Below are 14,466 nucleotides of genomic sequence, written 5' to 3'. Positions count from 1 at the left end.
GCCTCAGAAGAACCGGGTGGTGAGGTTGAGGGTGAGCCGGGGCGAGGGCCTGGCCCGGTCGCCCTCGCGCCGATCCAGCGGATAGGCCCAGGTGATGTCGGCCACGCCGCGCGGCCCCACCGGGACCTGCACGCCGACGCCGGCCGAGGTCAGCGTCTGGGCGAGGCCGCCGATATCGCGATCCCAGGTCCGCGCAGCGTCGACGAAGGCGAACGGCAGGACCAGGAGCCCGGCCCTGGGCTGGAACGGTCCGGCGCGCAGCTCCAGGCTGCCGGCCAGGGCGCTGTCGCCGGAGGTGAAGGCGGGGTCGTAGCCGCGGCCGATGGTGAGCGCGCCAACGGTGTACTCCTCGTAGGCCACGAGCGGCTTCTTCGAGTACTGGCCCTCGAGCCGTCCCACGAAGACGAGCCGCGGCGAGAGGCCGGCGTAGACCTCGGCGTGGCCGTAGGCGACGAGCGCGCCGGGGTCCGCCTCGAAGCGCGACAGAAGGGGGTCGCCGTCGCCGCGTCCGCCCAGGCCCTCGATGCCGAGACGCAGGCCCAGCGCCGCTTGGCCGACGATCGGTCGGCCCTGGAGGTAGTGGGTGCGGTCGGCGCGGACCTCGGCCCAGGCCACGCGGATCTCGTCGTCGATCAGGGTCCCGGCGCCCGAGATGCGGGTCTCCTGGTCGATCAGCTCGAGGCCGCCGGCGATCCACAGGTTCTCGCGCCGCTTGCGCACGATCAGGTAGGCGAGCTCGGCGTTCACCACCAGGCTCTCGGAGCGGAGCTGAAGCGGCTTCAGCACGTCGCCTGGGCGGCCCTTGCCGTAGGCGATCGAGGCGCGGCCGGTCAGCCCTTCGCCGCCGAAGCGCGCCTCCTCCACGAGCTGCAGCACCCACTGCTCGTTCTGGATCGTGCGGTAGGCGACCAGCGAGGTCTTCTCGCCGAACGCGGTGTGGGTGTGGAAGTCCGCCTGGGCCAGCACGCCCCAGCGGCCGGTCGCCTTGGCCTGCAGGTTCTGGACGTTGACGATCACGTCCTGCGGATCGCGCTGGACATTGAGGTCGAGGTCGACGGCGCCGCGCTCGCCGCCGGGGCTGGGCCGCACCGCCGCCTGGACGCGCAGACCCGGAAGGTCCGAAGCCAGCAGCACGTAGCGCTGGACCCGGTTGATGTCGAACGGCGTCATCCCCCGAAGCTTGGCGGCGTAGCGTTCCAGCATCGGCGCGGCCGGGCCGGCGTCGCCGCGGACGGTGACGTTGACGATGCGGGCCTCGATGACCTCGATGACGGCCACGCCGTCGGTCCCGATGGTCTGGGCCGGGATCTCGACGCGGGCGAGGACGCCACGGTCGAACAGCGCGTCGCTCACAGCGTCCCGAATCAGGCAGAGGTCGGCCGCGTCGCCGCCCGCGCGGTTCAGATAGGGCGCATAGGCCGGCGCCAGCGCCTCCGCGGGCACGCTCTCCAGGCCGTTCAGCCGCACGGCGGTCACGGTCAGGGGCGCGGGGTTCTCCGCGAGCGGGCATGGCCCGGCTTCGGGCGACGAGAAGAGGTCGGGCGCCGGGCCCGGCCGGGCCGGGGCCCGCTGCGCACGATCCAACTCCTGGCGCGACGGCGCGGGGGCAGGCTGGCCGTGAGCGACAATCGGCGCCGCGCAGGCGCCCAGCGCAAGCGTCGTCGCCAGCAGGCGCGCTCCAAAACTTAATCGCACGCGACTCCCCCCGCAGGCCGCAACGAACCGCCGCCCCGCCAATCCTTCGGCTGAACGCCGCCGTGCCTCGGCGTCCGCCCCTGTCATGGCATTGAGACCGACGTTCGACGCGCGCGCAAGGTCGATCGAGAGCTTGCCGCCCCGTGACTCACCACCCAGCTCTCCCTTCGTGTCCCGCGGCCAGGTCGACCGCAAAGGAAGCCCAAAGGGACAGGCGCCGCGGCGCGGCCCCAGAGGTCAGGCGCCCGAGATTTTTCACGCGGGCCGGAACCGGGCGGACGTCCGGGCCTTGCGGGATGGTCAGGCTGCCGCGGAGCGACCCATGGGCGAACAGAACCGAAGAGCCGTCGAGATGGAGGCTTCGCCGGGCGATGCGGCGAAGCCACGGTCCCCGGAGCGCCCCGCGCCGTTGGGCCACGTCGACCCTGCCGAGGGCCGCGCCCTGGGCGTGGAGGCGGACGAACGGCAGACCGAGCGGCAGGCTCCGTCCCGCGCCGCGCCGGGCGAAGGCGCCGAGGACGACACCATCGGCTAGGGCGCGTTCCGAGGGCCGCGTCGTCAGCCCTTGCGGAAGAAGCCGTAGATCCGGTCCGCGAGCGCCTGGCTGACGCCCTCCACCTTGGCCAGGTCCTCGACACTCGCGCGGCTGACCCCCCGGGCCGAGCCGAAGGCGTGCAGCAGCGCCCGTTTGCGTCCCGGACCCACCCCCTCGATCTCGTCCAGGGGATTCTTCTTCATGTCTATGGCGCGCCGCGTCCGGTGGCTGCCGATCGCGAAGCGGTGCGCCTCGTCCCGCAGCCGCTGGAGGTAGTAGAGGACCGGACTCTTGGGCTCGAGCATGAAGTAGGGCTTGCCGGGGATGTAGAACCGCTCCAGCCCCGCGTCGCGGTCAGGCCCCTTGGCCACGCCGACCACCGGGATGTCGTCGACGCCGAGGTCGGCCATGATCTCCATGACCGCGTTCACCTGGCCCATGCCGCCGTCGATGAGCACCAGGTCGGGGCGGACCACGTCGGCGATCCCCTCCTCTTCCTCCTTCACGAGGCGCCCGAACCGGCGACGCAGCACCTCCTTCATCATGCCGAAGTCGTCGCCGGGCGTGAGGTCGGCGCCGCGGATGTTGAACTTGCGGTACTGGCTCTTCTGGAAGCCTTCCGGGCCGGCGACGATCATCCCGCCCACGGCGTTCGTGCCCATGATGTGGCTGTTGTCGTACACCTCGATCCGCTCGGGCGGGGCCTCCAGGCCGAACGCCTCGCAGACCTGGGCCAGCAGCTTCGACTGCGCCGAGCTCTCCGCCATCTTCCGCCCCAGCGCCTCGCGCGCGTTGGTGTGGGCGTGCTGCACGAGCTGGCGCTTCTCGCCCCGGGCCGGCCGGACGATCTCCACCTTGCGCCCGCCCTTCTGGCAGAAGGCGTCGGCGAGCAGCTCCTTCTCGGCAGGGTCCACGTTCACCAGGATCAGCCGGGGGATCGGCTTGTCGTCATAGAACTGGCCCAGGAACGCCCCCATGACGTCGGCGTCCTCGTCGCTCTTGTCGACGCGCGGGAAGTAGGCGCGGTTGCCCCAGTTCTGGCCCGCGCGGAAGAAGAACACCTGCACGCAGGCCTGCCCGCCCTCGGCGTGCAGCGCGAACACGTCGGCCTCGTCCACCGTCTCCGGGTTGATCTGGGTTTCCTGGGCCACCGAGGCCAGGGCGCGGATCCGGTCGCGCAGGCGGGCGGCGCGCTCGAACTCCATCTCCTCGGCGGCGGCGCTCATCTGCTCGGCCATGCGGGCCATCACGGCGCGCGACTTGCCGCGCAGGAAGTCGCCCGCCTGCTCCACGAGGCCGTTGTAGTCCTCGAGGCTGATCAGGCCGGTGCAGGGGGCGGCGCAGCGCTTGATCTGGTGCAGCATGCATGGCCGGGTGCGCGTCTCGTAGACGCTGTCCGAGCATGACCGCAGCAGGAACGCCTTCTGCAGGGTGTTGAGGGTCTTGTTGACCGAATAGGCCGAGGCGAAGGGCCCGAAGTAGTCGCCCTTGATGGTGTGCGCGCCGCGGTGCTTGCGCAGCTGCGCCGCGGGGTGCTCGCGGCGGATCACGATCTCGGGGAAGCTCTTGTCGTCGCGCAGCAGCACGTTGAAGCGCGGTTTCAGCTGCTTGATCAGGTTGATCTCGAGCAGCAGCGCATCGGTTTCGGTGCGCGTGGTCACGAACTCCATCGACCGGGTCTGGTCGACCATGTGGGCGATGCGCTGGGTGTGGAACCGCCCCTGGGCATATTGAAGCACCCGCTTCTTCAGCGAGCGCGCCTTGCCCACGTAGAGTACGTCACCGTCCTCTCCGATCATCCGGTACACGCCGGGCCGGTCGGGCAGGCGCTTGCACTCATCCTTGATGAGCGCGGCGCCCTTCAGGGGCGCGGCGGCAGGCGTTTCGGACATGGGGCGAATATAGGCGAGTCCGGTCTCGGCCACAGGGGCCTGCAGCATCCGGGAACAACCTTCGCCGTGGCGCGTTCCAACCCACTGGGGAGCAGTTTTCGTTCATGCATAGCGTAACCGGAGACCTGCCGCGTTCGGGCGAGCCTTCGCCTGCGCCCGACATGTCCGCGCTCTTCCTGAGTCTCCCCAGCCCGCACATGATCCTGGACCGCGAGTTCCGGTACGTGGCGGTGAACGACGCCTACTGCGCCGTGGTCGAACGGGCGCGGGAGGACCTGGTCGGCCGGAACCTGTTCGACGTGTTTCCCAATCCGGGCGCCGGGGGCCGGCGCCTTCGCGAGTCGTTCCGGCACGTCCTGGAGACCGGCCGGCGGGATTCCATCCCCCTCATCCCCTATCCGCTCGAGCGGCCGCCCGAACGGGGCGGCGGCCTGGAGATGCGCTACTGGTCGGCGGTCCACGTCCCGCTCCTGGACCGACAGGGCCGCACGCAGTTCATCGTCCAGAACACCGTCGATGTGACGGAACTCGAACGCCTCAAGACCCTGGCCTACGGCCCGGGCGGCGAGCCGACCGCCGGCGTCAAGGAACTGTTGCTGCGGGCCCGGGAGGCCGAGGCCGAGAACCAGTCGCTCGTGCGCGAGACCCGCGGCCTGCGCGACCTCTTCATGCAGGCGCCGGGCTTCATGGCGGTGCTCGCCGGACCGGACTTCCGCTTCGCGCTCGTCAACAGCGCCTACCAGCAGCTCATCGGCCACCGCGCGGTCATCGGCCGCCCGCTGGCGGAGGCCCTGCCCGAGGTGGGGGCCCAGGGTTTCGTGGACCTGCTTCACACCGTCGCCCGGACGGGTCAGCCGCACATCGGCAAGGCGGTGAGCGTACGCCTCCAGCGGACGCCCGACGGCGAGCTCGAGGAGCGGTTCGTCGACTTCATCTACCAGCCGATCCTGGGCGAGAACGGTGAAGCCTCGGGCGTCTTCGTGGAAGGCAGCGACGTCACCGACCGCGTCCTGGCCGAGCGTCGCCAGAAGCTGCTGCTCGACGAGCTGAACCACCGGGTGAAGAACACCCTGGCGACGGTGCAGGCGATCGCCGACCAGACCCTGCGTGCGTCTCCCTCGGCCGCCGCCTTCCGGGAGGCGTTCGAGTCGCGCCTGATCGCCCTGTCCTCGACCCACGACCTGCTGACGGCGAGCAGCTGGGCCGGCGCCAAGCTCTGCGACGTCCTGCGGGCCGAGTTCCGGCCCTTCGCGCCGAACCGCTACAAGTTCGAGGGCGAGGACCTGGAGCTGCCGCCGCATGCGGCGCTCAGCCTCGGGCTGGTGATCCACGAACTGGCGGCGAACGCGGCGAAGTACGGCGCCCTCTCCAACAGCGAAGGCTGCGTCGAGGTGAGCTGGACAGGCGATGGCGGACGCCTCGACCTCGTCTGGCGGGAACGGGGCGGGCCTCCGGTCGCGCCGCCCACGCGACGCGGGTTCGGCTCGCGCCTGATCGAGCGCAGCCTGCAGGGCGCGCTGGGCGGCTCGGCCCGGCAGGTCTTCGAGCCCGACGGTCTGGTCTGCGTCATCGCGCTTCCGCTGGCTGCCCAGCAGAAGCCGTCAGGCGAGGCCGTCTGACGCCGGCAGCTTGCGGTAGGTGACGTAGGCGGTGGCGAACGGCAGCCCGAGCCGTCCTGCCGTCCCCTTGGCGACGTAGCCGTCGTCGTCGATGCGGAAGAACCAGTCGTCGAAGTTCAGCCGGATGGTCTTTCCGTCCGGCTGCGGCGTGTCGCGGCTGTAGCGCCAGTGGAAAGCGCAGCCGGCCTGCTCGCCTTCCGCCTCGCCGGTGCTCCGCGCCTCGCTTCCGGCGTAGCCGCCGTCGGCCTCGCGCCAGATCTCCCAGTCGAGAGTGTCGACGTGGCCGTCGTCGAACGTCCAGGTCTCCCGATAGCGGATCCGGCCGCCCTCCGCGGCGGCGTGTCCTTCCGCGGCGACGGTGAACCGCTTCTGCACGGCGCCCGTCGCGCCCTCCATCACGCCCCACCCTTCCAGGCGGCCGTCGAAAAACGTCTCAGGGCGGAACACCGGGCTCTTGCCGGCGAAGTCTTCGATCTTCATCCGGCCTGAACCGCCGGGGCGCGGGTGGGTTCCCCTCGCGGTTGGGCCGGTGACTGTCGCGTGGGCGGCGATAGCTGTACTTTGCCCGCCATGGCGGCCGAGATGAACCTCGCGGACTACGACGCCGTCGTCGCGGACATCTACGACGCGGCGCTGGCGCCGGCCCACTGGGACGTCGCCCTCACGCATCTCGTCAGCCGCTTCGGCGAGGATCGCTGGGACGTGGCGATGCTGCTGTGGGAGCGGGTGTCGCCCCCCGCGGGCCGTTTCCTGGGCGCCTGCGGCGTGCACGCCATGGCGCAGCACGGCTACGTCCACGTCTTCGCCGGAGCCAACGACTGGAGCGTGCGCGGCCATCGCCAGCCGGTCGGCTCCGTCTTCCACTCGGACCAGCTGATCGACCGCGCCGCCTTCCGGCGCAGCCCGTTCTTCACCGAGTACCTCGACAGCTACGGCTTCGAGGTGGGGCTGATCGCCCTGCTCGACCGTCACGGCGGCGACCATCTGTGCCTGTGCTTTCCGGGGCCCGACGGCAGCTCCGAGCGGCTGGCGGGCGCCGTGCGCCGCCTCACCCCGCACTTCCAGCGCTCGGTCCGGATCTCGCGGCGACTGGCGGAGGCCGAACTGGCCGCGGCCACGGCCCGCGGGGCGCTGGACGCGGCGCCCTCGGCCATCCTGATGTGCGACGCCGGCCTGCAGCTGACCTATGCCAATCCGGCCGGCGAGGCGCTGCTGCGGGACGGGTACATCGGCCTGCGTGACGGTCGCCTTGCGCTGCCGCAGCCGGGCGAGACGCGGCGGCTGCAGGCGCTGGGGAACCCCGCGGAGCCGCTGCGCTGCGCGGCGTTCGCCCTCGAGACGGAAGGCCAAGCCCCTGTCGCGGCCATGGCCGTGCGCATCGCGCCGGGGTCGGGCCTGGTGCATCCCGACTTCGGCTCGGCGGGCCTGATGATCGTGGGAGGACGCAACCACCGCACGACGTTTGCGCACGTCGACCGCCTGAAAGACTGGTTCGGCCTCACGCCGGCCGAGGCGCGGCTGGCCGCCGCCCTGGCCGAGGGCGCCAGCCTGGAGGACTTCGCCGCCACGCGCGGCGTGTCGCTGAACGCCGCGCGGTTCCTGCTGAAGGGCGTCTTCGCCAAGACCGACACGAACCGCCAGCCGCAGCTGGTGGCGCGCCTGCACGAGACCCCCCTGCGGTGGGATGCGGCCAGCGGCACCCCCGATCTGGACAGCCCGCTGCCCTGACCTACTCAAACGCGTAGCGCCGGGCGGCCGGGCTCGGCGCAACGCTGGGGCCTTCAAACGATGGAGGCTCACAAATGCGACCTGCTCACCTCGCCTTCGCGGCCGTGCTCGCCGCGGCGCCCGCCGCCCGGGCCGACGTGCTCCTGTCGAACCTCGCCGAGGACCTGCGCAGCACCTCGCCGCTCTCGGACGCGCTCTGGGCCGCCCAGGCGTTCACCAACGATGGCGACAGCCACGTCCTGACCAGCATCCGCGCGGTGGTGGGCGATGCGAGCGGCGATCCCGACGCCTTCGCCGAGCTTCGGGCAGGATCCCCCACCGGCGCGCTCCTCACCACCTTCGCCCTGCCCGCGCTCGGCGGCGCGCTCGGGGCGCGCAGCTTCACGCCCCTCGCCAGCGTCACCCTCGACCCCGGCGAGACCTACGTCTTCGTCCTTGGCGTCACCGGGGGCGGCTTCGGCTGGAGCTACGCCGAGGGCAATGATCAGGTCGGAACCGGGTCCTTCGGCGCCTACTACTATTCCGAGATGCAGGGCGCCGACTGGACGAACTTCGGCGGGGACAACCCCTTCTTCATGGAGGTGAACGTCTCCGGCGCGGTTCCGGAGCCGGCCGCCTGGGCGCTGATGATCCTGGGCTTCGGCGCAACGGGCGCCATGCTCCGTCGCCGCGGGAGCCCCCGGCCTCGGACGGCGGCCGTCTAGAACTTCAGCGCGCCCGCGACGATCTTCTCGAACACGGCCTTGGTGAGCTTCACGTAGCCGCGCTTCGGGTCGTGGAAGAAGAGCGGACCCTTGATCCGGGCAGGGTCGAACCCGTCCTTCACCAGGTCGCCCTTCTTGATCTTGAAGGTGCCCGTCGTGTCCATCGCGGGCAGCAGCCGCAGGAAGACGGGCTGGGCGTAACCGGGGAGCTCTCGCTTGACGTGGGCGCCGAAGGCCTGGGGGTCGAACGCCCCGTCGAACACGATGGCCGCCATGCCGGCGCGGCCCTCGGCGCCCTCCACCGCCACGCCGTAGACGTTGGCGGTCGCGACGCCCGGGAATGCCTGCAGGCGGGCTTCGACCTCGCTGGTCGAGACGTTCTCGCCCTTCCAGCGGAAGGTGTCGCCGATCCGGTCGACGAAATAGACGTAGCCGTCGGCGTCGGTCCGCATCAGGTCGCCGGTGGCGAACCATGCGTCGCCGCGCTCCAGGACGTTGGTCAGCACCTTTTTCTCGGACGCCGCCTTGTCGAGGTAGCCGGAGAAGTCCGTGCGGGCGTCGCCGGCGATGCGGCCGACGCACTGGCCGACCTGGCCGGGCCCGCACTCGATGCACAGGCCATCGAGCCCCCGCACCAGCTCGCCGCTCTCGACGTCGAACTGCATGATCCGGAAGTTGACCTGTTTCTTGAGCCACTTCGGCGCCCGGCCGATGGCGCCTTCCCGTCCGTCCCAGTTGAACATCGAGACGTTCCCCTCGGTGGAGCCGTAGAACTCCAGGATCTCGGGGATGCGGAAGCGCTGCTTCAGCGTCGGCCAGATGTCGGGTCGCAGGCCGTTGCCGAAGGCGAGGCGGAGCTTGTGGCGGGTCTCGTCGGGATCCTCGACGTGGTTGACCAGATAGCGGCACAGCTCGCCGATGTAGACGAACATGGTGCAGCCCTCGGCCGCGATCTCGGGCCAGAAGTGGCTGGCCGAGAACTTGCGGCGCAGGACCACCGAACCGCCGTTCAGCAGGGCGGCGCCCAGGGCGCAGAGGCCCCCGGTGGCGTGATAGAGCGGCAGCGCCACATAGATGCGGTCGCTGGACCTGGCGCCCGTCGCCCCGGCGAACCCCCGCATGTAGAGCTGGGCGCGCATGTGCGTGATGCGGGCGGCCTTCGGCAGGCCGGTGGTGCCCGATGTGTAGATGAGGAGCGCCGTGTCGGCGGCGGTCATGTCCTCGCGCACCGAGCGGTCGGGCGGGAGCTGGCTGCAGCTCTTGAGGGCCTGGACGAGGTCGCGCTGGTCGCCGTGCGCCGGCCCCAGGACCCACTCATGCATCGTCCGGTCGAGCAGCTTTCGCGCCTGCTCGAAGACCGGGGAGGTCTCGGCGTCGACGATGACGTGCTGGGCGCCCGAGATGTTCAGGCAGTGCGCCAGGGGCATGCCCGCGAGCTGGTTGTTCACCAGCGCCGTCACCACGCCGACCTTGGACAGGCCGTACCAGATGGCGAAGTACTCCAGCCGGTTCGGCATGAAGAGCGCCACGACCTGCCCGCGCCGGATATTCAGCCCCTTCGCCCAGTGCGCGTAGCGGTTCGCCATGGCGTCGAGCTCGCCATAGGTGACGGACCGGCCCTCGAAGGTCATGGCGGGGCGTTCCCGCCACTGCTCCACCGCCGCCTGCAGGTCGTCGCAGATCAGGTTGTCGGACTCGCGGGCGATCGACTTGACCCGCTTCAGGGTGCGCTGCAGCCCCTGCCAGAACTTTAGGTCACGCTTGAGCCTCGCTCGAAACCGCATCCCGGCCCTCTCCGAAGTGGAGGTGAGCTTGGCGAGCGCCGGACCGGGCGGTCAAGGACCGCCGCGACACAGTTCCCGTCGGCGGCGAGTTTTCGGTGCGAGACGGAGGCTTCAGACGCCGGCGCCTGCTCCGGGCAGGAGGGCCTGCATTGCGACGCCATTACGGCGAAAGCTGGACAGCATTCGCCGCATTGCAGAAGTATTCGTGGTGCGACATGAAGTCCACTTCCTGGAATTGCCGAGGCGTCCGGGAACTCCTTCGAGATATCGCCGTTTGATCCCCTCAAATGACGTTGAGGGAACCGAAATGAGCATGGACCACAACAATCACCGCACGCCCGATATGGATGCGAATTCGGACGGAAGCATGTTCGCCCCCACCCCGGTCTGGGATCGCAAGCGCAAGCGTCGGGGCGGCTTCGCCGCTGCGCGCCCCACCGAAAGCGCCGTCGCGGCAGAGCCGCGGAGCTTCGCCGATCCGATGGCCGAGCGTCCGACGTCGCCCGAACGCGACGTGAGCCGGGCTGACCAGACCACTGCCTACGCCCTCGGCCCTGCGGCGGTCGCCTCGACCACCCCTCGCGCCGAGCCCGTGACGCCCCGGACCGAGACCGTGCACGACACGGCCTTCGCGGCGCCCCCGCCCCGGTCCGCCACCGGCGTGAAGACCGCCAAGTCGCGGGGGATGGGCTCGACCGCCATCGCCGGCGCGGCCGTCGGCGTCATCGCCCTGGGCGCGGTCGGCTGGTTCGCCACCCGCGACAACGGCGATGTTCCGGAACTGACGCCGGGCGCGACGACCAGCGAAGTCGCCGCCGCCCCGCTGCCGCCCGTCGACGCGCCGCCCGCGGTTCCGGTCGGCGGCGAGCGCGCGGCAAACATCCTGCCCGAGCGTAGCCCCGCCTCCGCGGAGCCGACCGCCGTCGCCCGAGCCCCGGCCGCGGCTCCGGTCCGCACCGCCCGCGCCCGTCCCGCCGCCGTGGCGGCGGACACCCAAGGCGTCCCGGCGAGCGCCTCCGCCGCCATCCCGGACGGCCCGCAGCCCTACTCGACGCTGAACCCGGACGCGGCCACGACCGCGGTCAATCCCGCGCCCGCGCCTTCGGTGGAGACGGCGCCGGCCGCCGAGCCGATCCCGTCGACGCCGCCGACCATCACGCCGGACCCGTCGACCACGACGGCGCCCGCCGAGACGGCGCCGGCCGACCCGCCGCAATAGCCCGGCTTTCCGTTGGGGATCGAGGGCGGCGCGCAAGCGCCGCCCTTTCTTCTGTTGTCAGGGCTGGGAGGCCGCCGGCGCAGCGCCGCTCTTGGCGGCCGCGGCCTCTTTCTCCTGTTGCCGCGCGCCGCCCAGGATGCCCGGCAACGCGTAGTTGCCCTCGTGGCAGGCGTATTCGTAGATCACGCCCTTCTCCATGGGCGAGAACTCGTACTCGCCGCCCCAGGCGCTTTCCCAGACCGTCGGGTCCTCCACCTGGAAAGCGTAGTGCAGGCGCTGCTTGCCGACGCGCGTGAAGCGCTCGGTGACCTTCAGGTTCTTCCACGAGCCCATGAACTGCTGGGCCTGCGGGATGTGGGTGGTCTCCACCACCAGGGCGTCGCCTTCCCACCAGCCGATGGAGTCGCCCATGTAGGGGCGGACGTCGTCGGTGCGATGCTTGGAGTTCAGCCGCACGACGCGCAGGTCGTGCACCATCTCCACCTCGATCAGCACGGAATCGGGCGTCTGCAGGATCTGGTAGTTGTTGTTGTAGAAGCCGTTGGGGAACATCGGCGGGCCGGCGTTGCGTCCGAACGACAGGATGCAGCGCTCGCCCAGCGACCGCTGCTCGGGATGATCGAACGACCCCATCCCGCCGCGGAAGCCGCCGGCCGACGGCGCGCCGGGCTTGCGGGCCGGCGGCAGGCCGTTCGGCGTGGTGATCAGCGACGTGCGCGGTTCGCCCCGGACGCGCATCACATGGTTGCCGGGGTCGAGCCAGCCGCGGTTGTAGCCGCCCACGTCGCCGCCCGCCGCCGCGAACTCGGGCCGCACGTTCGCGGGGCGCTTGGGCGCCTCGACCGGGGCGTCCGGATCGGTGGGCTCGTTGCCCTCCTCGATCTCCTGAGCCACCGCCGACTCCATCTTCTTCACCTCGTCCTCGGTGTAGACCGAGCGGCCGCCGACCGTCGGCGAGCGGGTCATCGGCGTGAGCGTGGCGTTGGTCCAGTGGCCGGAAAGGTCCGGCTGGCCGAAGGCGGTGCGCGGCGCCTTGTACGCGGCGGCCGATGCGGCCGGCTTGTCGGCCGCGTGGGCGAGCGGCGCCAGCGCGGCGGCGCTCAGCAGGGCGGCGCCAAACAGCGCGGTGGGGGCGAGGGCGGCGCGAGGCAAGGCAGTCTCCCGAACAGGAACGCGCCGCTGTCATGCGGCGCGCGTCATACCGATCTTACGAATAGCGGCGTTGCGCGCTGATTGCGGCGGCGCAATATGCGTGGCGGCTACTCCTCGCCCACGCCCAGCAGCTCGATCTCGAACAGCAGGGTGCTGCCCGGCGGGATGGGCGGGCGGTTGCGCTCGCCGTAAGCGATGGTCGAGGGGATCACGAACTCGAAGGTCTCGCCCACGCGCATCAGGGGCACGCCCTCCTGCCACCCCTTGATGAGCTGCGGCAGCGGGAAGGTCGCCGGCTCGCCACGTCGCCGGGAGGAGTCGAACTCGCGACCGTCGATGAAGCGGCCGACGTAGTGGATCGTCACCGTGTCGGTCGGCTGAGGGCGGGGGCCGGCGCCCCGGCCTTTCACCTTGCGGTACTGCAGGCCGCTCGCCGTCACCTTCCAGCCCGTGCGCGCGGCGCTCCAGGCCTCGTAGGCGCGCTGGCCCTGGACCCACTGTTCCTGGGGTGTCCCGGTGTAGACGACCGGCGGGGCGGCCGGCGCGGTGGCGCAGCCGGCGAGCGCGGCGGCGGCAAGGGCGGAGAGGAGCAAGCGGGACGTCATGGGTCTGTCGTAACGGCTCCGGCCCCGCTTGTCGCGAGTCCCGTTTCGGTTCCCGGCCGCGCGAAAAATATAGCCGCCGCTACAGCAAAGCTGCGCCCGAAAAGTGCCCCTTTCCGCCGCAAGAACCGCGGCAGTGAGAGCTTACGGCCGGGGTGGGGACCAACCGGACGGAGGACTTTGAATGAAAATGCGTAGGTCGAGCGTGATCGTGGTGGGGGCCGCGCTGCTTGGAGCCGTCAGCCTCGGAGGCTGCGCCACCAAGAAGTTCGTGAGAGAGGAAGTGGCCGTCGTCGGGACGCGGGTCGACACCGTCGAAGGCCGCGTGACCACCGTCGAAGGCACCGCCCGCGACGCGCTGGAACGCGCCACGGCGGCCGGCAAGCTGGCCGAGGGCAAGTTCCTGTTCTCGGAGGTGCTGACGGACGACAGCATGAAGTTCGCGGTCGACAAGGCCGACCTCAGCCCCGAGGCCATGGCGCGCCTGGACGCCTTCGTCGAGAAGCTGAAGTCCGAGAACCGCAACGTCTACGTCGAGGTGCAGGGCCACACCGACATCACCGGCGCCAAGGACTACAACTACAAGCTCGGCGAGGAGCGCGCCGAGGCCGTGCGGCGGTATCTGAACCAGAAGGGCGTGGCCCTGAACCGCATCGGCACCATCAGCTACGGTCCCGACGCGCCGGCGGCGCCGAACGAGACACGGGACGGCCGCCAGCAGAACCGTCGCGTGGTGCTGATCGTCCTCGCCTAGCACCGGGACCTATGTGTCCAGGGACCGACCCGCTCGGGACCGGCGACGCCGCATCGCCGCGGCGTCGCTGAGCCTGCTGGCGCACGCGGGCGCGGCGATCGTCGTGGTGCAGGCGGCGCCCAGCGCGCCGCCCGTCCCGGACCTGCCGCCGATCCGCGTGACGCTGGTCGAGCCCCTGCCCCCGCCCGAGCCGCCGGCTCCGCCCAAGCCCGAGCCCAAGGCGGAGCCCGAGCCTGCGCCCGCCAAGGCGAAGCCGACGCCGGTGAAGGCGAAGCCTCCGCCCATCAAGGCGCGCCCGGCCAGGTCGCCGCCGCCCCGGACCGTCGAACCCCTCCCCGCGAGCGAGGGGCCGCCGGACGTGGGCGTCATCGAGGTGGGGGAGTCCGAACTCGCCGGCGCCGGGACGGCGGCGTCCGGAGCGGGCGGCGGGCGCGGCTGCAACATGACCCAGCACCTGCAGGGCAAGCTGCGCCGCGATCGGCGCGTGCAGGCCGCGATCGGGGAGATCCACCGCGGCAAGGCCATCCGCATCTGGGACGGCGCCTGGGTGCGCCACGGCGTACAGGAAGGCGCGGGCCTGGCGGCCGTCCGCGAGGCGATCCAATGGGAAGTCGGATTCGCCCCGGAGGCCTGCAAGGCCGAGCGCGTCAGCGGCCTGGTGGTGATCTCCCTGGCTGACGCGCCGGGCTCCGCGCGTATCGCCCTGGGCGCAGGCAGCTGGCGCTGGACCGACCTGCTGGGCCTGCGCAACCGCCGCTGAAAGCTCGCCCCTCCCCCACGGA

12 protein-coding genes and 1 pseudogene are annotated in these 14,466 nt (G+C 71.3%); 7 read left to right on the top strand and 6 right to left on the bottom strand.

Annotation, left to right across the window (positions count from 1 at the left end; all coding sequences use genetic code 11):
• Positions 1-3 precede the first annotated feature (3 nt).
• Positions 4-1,584 (bottom strand): ShlB/FhaC/HecB family hemolysin secretion/activation protein, encoded by a 1,581-nt coding sequence (locus AC2D8W_RS09265; RefSeq protein ID WP_484671299.1) that lies wholly within the window; start codon positions 1,582-1,584, stop codon positions 4-6.
• Between the two features lie 433 nt (positions 1,585-2,017).
• Here AC2D8W_RS09265 and AC2D8W_RS09260 point away from each other — a divergent pair, with 433 nt between their 5' ends.
• The gene (locus tag AC2D8W_RS09260) at positions 2,018-2,230 is read left to right on the top strand and encodes a hypothetical protein (protein WP_484671298.1); all 213 of its coding nucleotides are present in this window, start codon (positions 2,018-2,020) and stop codon (positions 2,228-2,230) included.
• A 23-nt stretch (positions 2,231-2,253) separates the two neighbouring features.
• On the opposite strand, the gene uvrC is transcribed toward AC2D8W_RS09260, so the two are convergent.
• Complete coding sequence (uvrC, locus tag AC2D8W_RS09255) at positions 2,254-4,122, bottom strand: excinuclease ABC subunit UvrC (RefSeq protein WP_484671297.1); 1,869 nt, start codon at positions 4,120-4,122, stop codon at positions 2,254-2,256.
• Between the two features lie 104 nt (positions 4,123-4,226).
• Between uvrC and AC2D8W_RS09250 the strand changes: the two genes are divergently transcribed.
• The gene (locus AC2D8W_RS09250) at positions 4,227-5,741 is read left to right on the top strand and encodes a sensor histidine kinase (RefSeq protein WP_484671296.1); all 1,515 of its coding nucleotides are present in this window, start codon (positions 4,227-4,229) and stop codon (positions 5,739-5,741) included.
• Here AC2D8W_RS09250 and AC2D8W_RS09245 read toward each other — a convergent pair.
• The gene (locus AC2D8W_RS09245) at positions 5,724-6,221 is read right to left on the bottom strand and encodes a DUF3833 family protein (protein ID WP_484671295.1); all 498 of its coding nucleotides are present in this window, start codon (positions 6,219-6,221) and stop codon (positions 5,724-5,726) included. The genes AC2D8W_RS09250 and AC2D8W_RS09245 overlap by 18 nt on opposite strands.
• A 90-nt stretch (positions 6,222-6,311) precedes the next feature.
• Between AC2D8W_RS09245 and AC2D8W_RS09240 the strand changes: the two genes are divergently transcribed.
• On the top strand, positions 6,312-7,469 hold the full coding sequence (locus AC2D8W_RS09240) for a helix-turn-helix transcriptional regulator (protein ID WP_484671294.1): 1,158 nt from the start codon (positions 6,312-6,314) through the stop codon (positions 7,467-7,469).
• Between the two features lie 158 nt (positions 7,470-7,627).
• Positions 7,628-8,173 (top strand): annotated as a pseudogene (locus tag AC2D8W_RS09235) (choice-of-anchor R domain-containing protein); the annotation flags it as partial.
• On the opposite strand, the gene AC2D8W_RS09230 reads toward AC2D8W_RS09235, so the two are convergent.
• On the bottom strand, positions 8,170-9,957 hold the full coding sequence (locus AC2D8W_RS09230) for a long-chain-acyl-CoA synthetase (RefSeq protein ID WP_484671293.1): 1,788 nt from the start codon (positions 9,955-9,957) through the stop codon (positions 8,170-8,172). The pseudogene AC2D8W_RS09235 and the gene AC2D8W_RS09230 overlap by 4 nt on opposite strands.
• Positions 9,958-10,324: 367 nt before the next feature.
• Here AC2D8W_RS09230 and AC2D8W_RS09225 point away from each other — a divergent pair, with 367 nt between their 5' ends.
• Complete coding sequence (locus AC2D8W_RS09225) at positions 10,325-11,176, top strand: hypothetical protein (RefSeq protein ID WP_484671292.1); 852 nt, start codon at positions 10,325-10,327, stop codon at positions 11,174-11,176.
• Positions 11,177-11,233: 57 nt separating this feature from the next.
• Here the strand turns inward: AC2D8W_RS09225 and AC2D8W_RS09220 are convergent, their stop codons facing one another.
• Positions 11,234-12,328: a hypothetical protein gene (locus AC2D8W_RS09220; protein ID WP_484671291.1), complete on the bottom strand. Its 1,095-nt coding sequence runs from the start codon at positions 12,326-12,328 to the stop codon at positions 11,234-11,236.
• A gap of 107 nt (positions 12,329-12,435) precedes the next feature.
• Positions 12,436-12,933: an FKBP-type peptidyl-prolyl cis-trans isomerase gene (locus AC2D8W_RS09215; RefSeq protein ID WP_484671290.1), complete on the bottom strand. Its 498-nt coding sequence runs from the start codon at positions 12,931-12,933 to the stop codon at positions 12,436-12,438.
• Positions 12,934-13,114: 181 nt separating this feature from the next.
• Here AC2D8W_RS09215 and AC2D8W_RS09210 point away from each other — a divergent pair, with 181 nt between their 5' ends.
• Positions 13,115-13,684, top strand: coding sequence for an OmpA family protein (locus AC2D8W_RS09210; protein ID WP_293485516.1), 570 nt, complete (start codon positions 13,115-13,117; stop codon positions 13,682-13,684).
• A 13-nt stretch (positions 13,685-13,697) separates the two neighbouring features.
• Positions 13,698-14,444, top strand: a complete 747-nt coding sequence (locus AC2D8W_RS09205; RefSeq protein WP_484671289.1) for a hypothetical protein — start codon at positions 13,698-13,700, stop codon at positions 14,442-14,444.
• Positions 14,445-14,466: the final 22 nt, after the last annotated feature.

This window comes from Phenylobacterium sp. T106 (genome assembly GCF_057219735.1).
Note: the sequence above shows the minus strand (reverse complement) of the source record. Positions and strands in the feature narration are given on the sequence as shown.

What these genes read in the sequence shown, in the direction of transcription:
- AC2D8W_RS09260 (WP_484671298.1), top strand. Translation starts at nt 2,018, where the DNA reads ATGGGCGAACAGAACCGAAGAGCCGTCGAGATGGAGGCTTCGCCGGGC.
- uvrC (WP_484671297.1), bottom strand. Translation starts at nt 4,122, where the DNA reads ATGTCCGAAACGCCTGCCGCCGCGCCCCTGAAGGGCGCCGCGCTCATC.
- AC2D8W_RS09250 (WP_484671296.1), top strand. Translation starts at nt 4,227, where the DNA reads ATGCATAGCGTAACCGGAGACCTGCCGCGTTCGGGCGAGCCTTCGCCT.
- AC2D8W_RS09245 (WP_484671295.1), bottom strand. Translation starts at nt 6,221, where the DNA reads ATGAAGATCGAAGACTTCGCCGGCAAGAGCCCGGTGTTCCGCCCTGAG.
- AC2D8W_RS09240 (WP_484671294.1), top strand. Translation starts at nt 6,312, where the DNA reads ATGGCGGCCGAGATGAACCTCGCGGACTACGACGCCGTCGTCGCGGAC.
- AC2D8W_RS09230 (WP_484671293.1), bottom strand. Translation starts at nt 9,957, where the DNA reads ATGCGGTTTCGAGCGAGGCTCAAGCGTGACCTAAAGTTCTGGCAGGGG.
- AC2D8W_RS09225 (WP_484671292.1), top strand. Translation starts at nt 10,325, where the DNA reads ATGTTCGCCCCCACCCCGGTCTGGGATCGCAAGCGCAAGCGTCGGGGC.
- AC2D8W_RS09215 (WP_484671290.1), bottom strand. Translation starts at nt 12,933, where the DNA reads ATGACGTCCCGCTTGCTCCTCTCCGCCCTTGCCGCCGCCGCGCTCGCC.
- AC2D8W_RS09210 (WP_293485516.1), top strand. Translation starts at nt 13,115, where the DNA reads ATGAAAATGCGTAGGTCGAGCGTGATCGTGGTGGGGGCCGCGCTGCTT.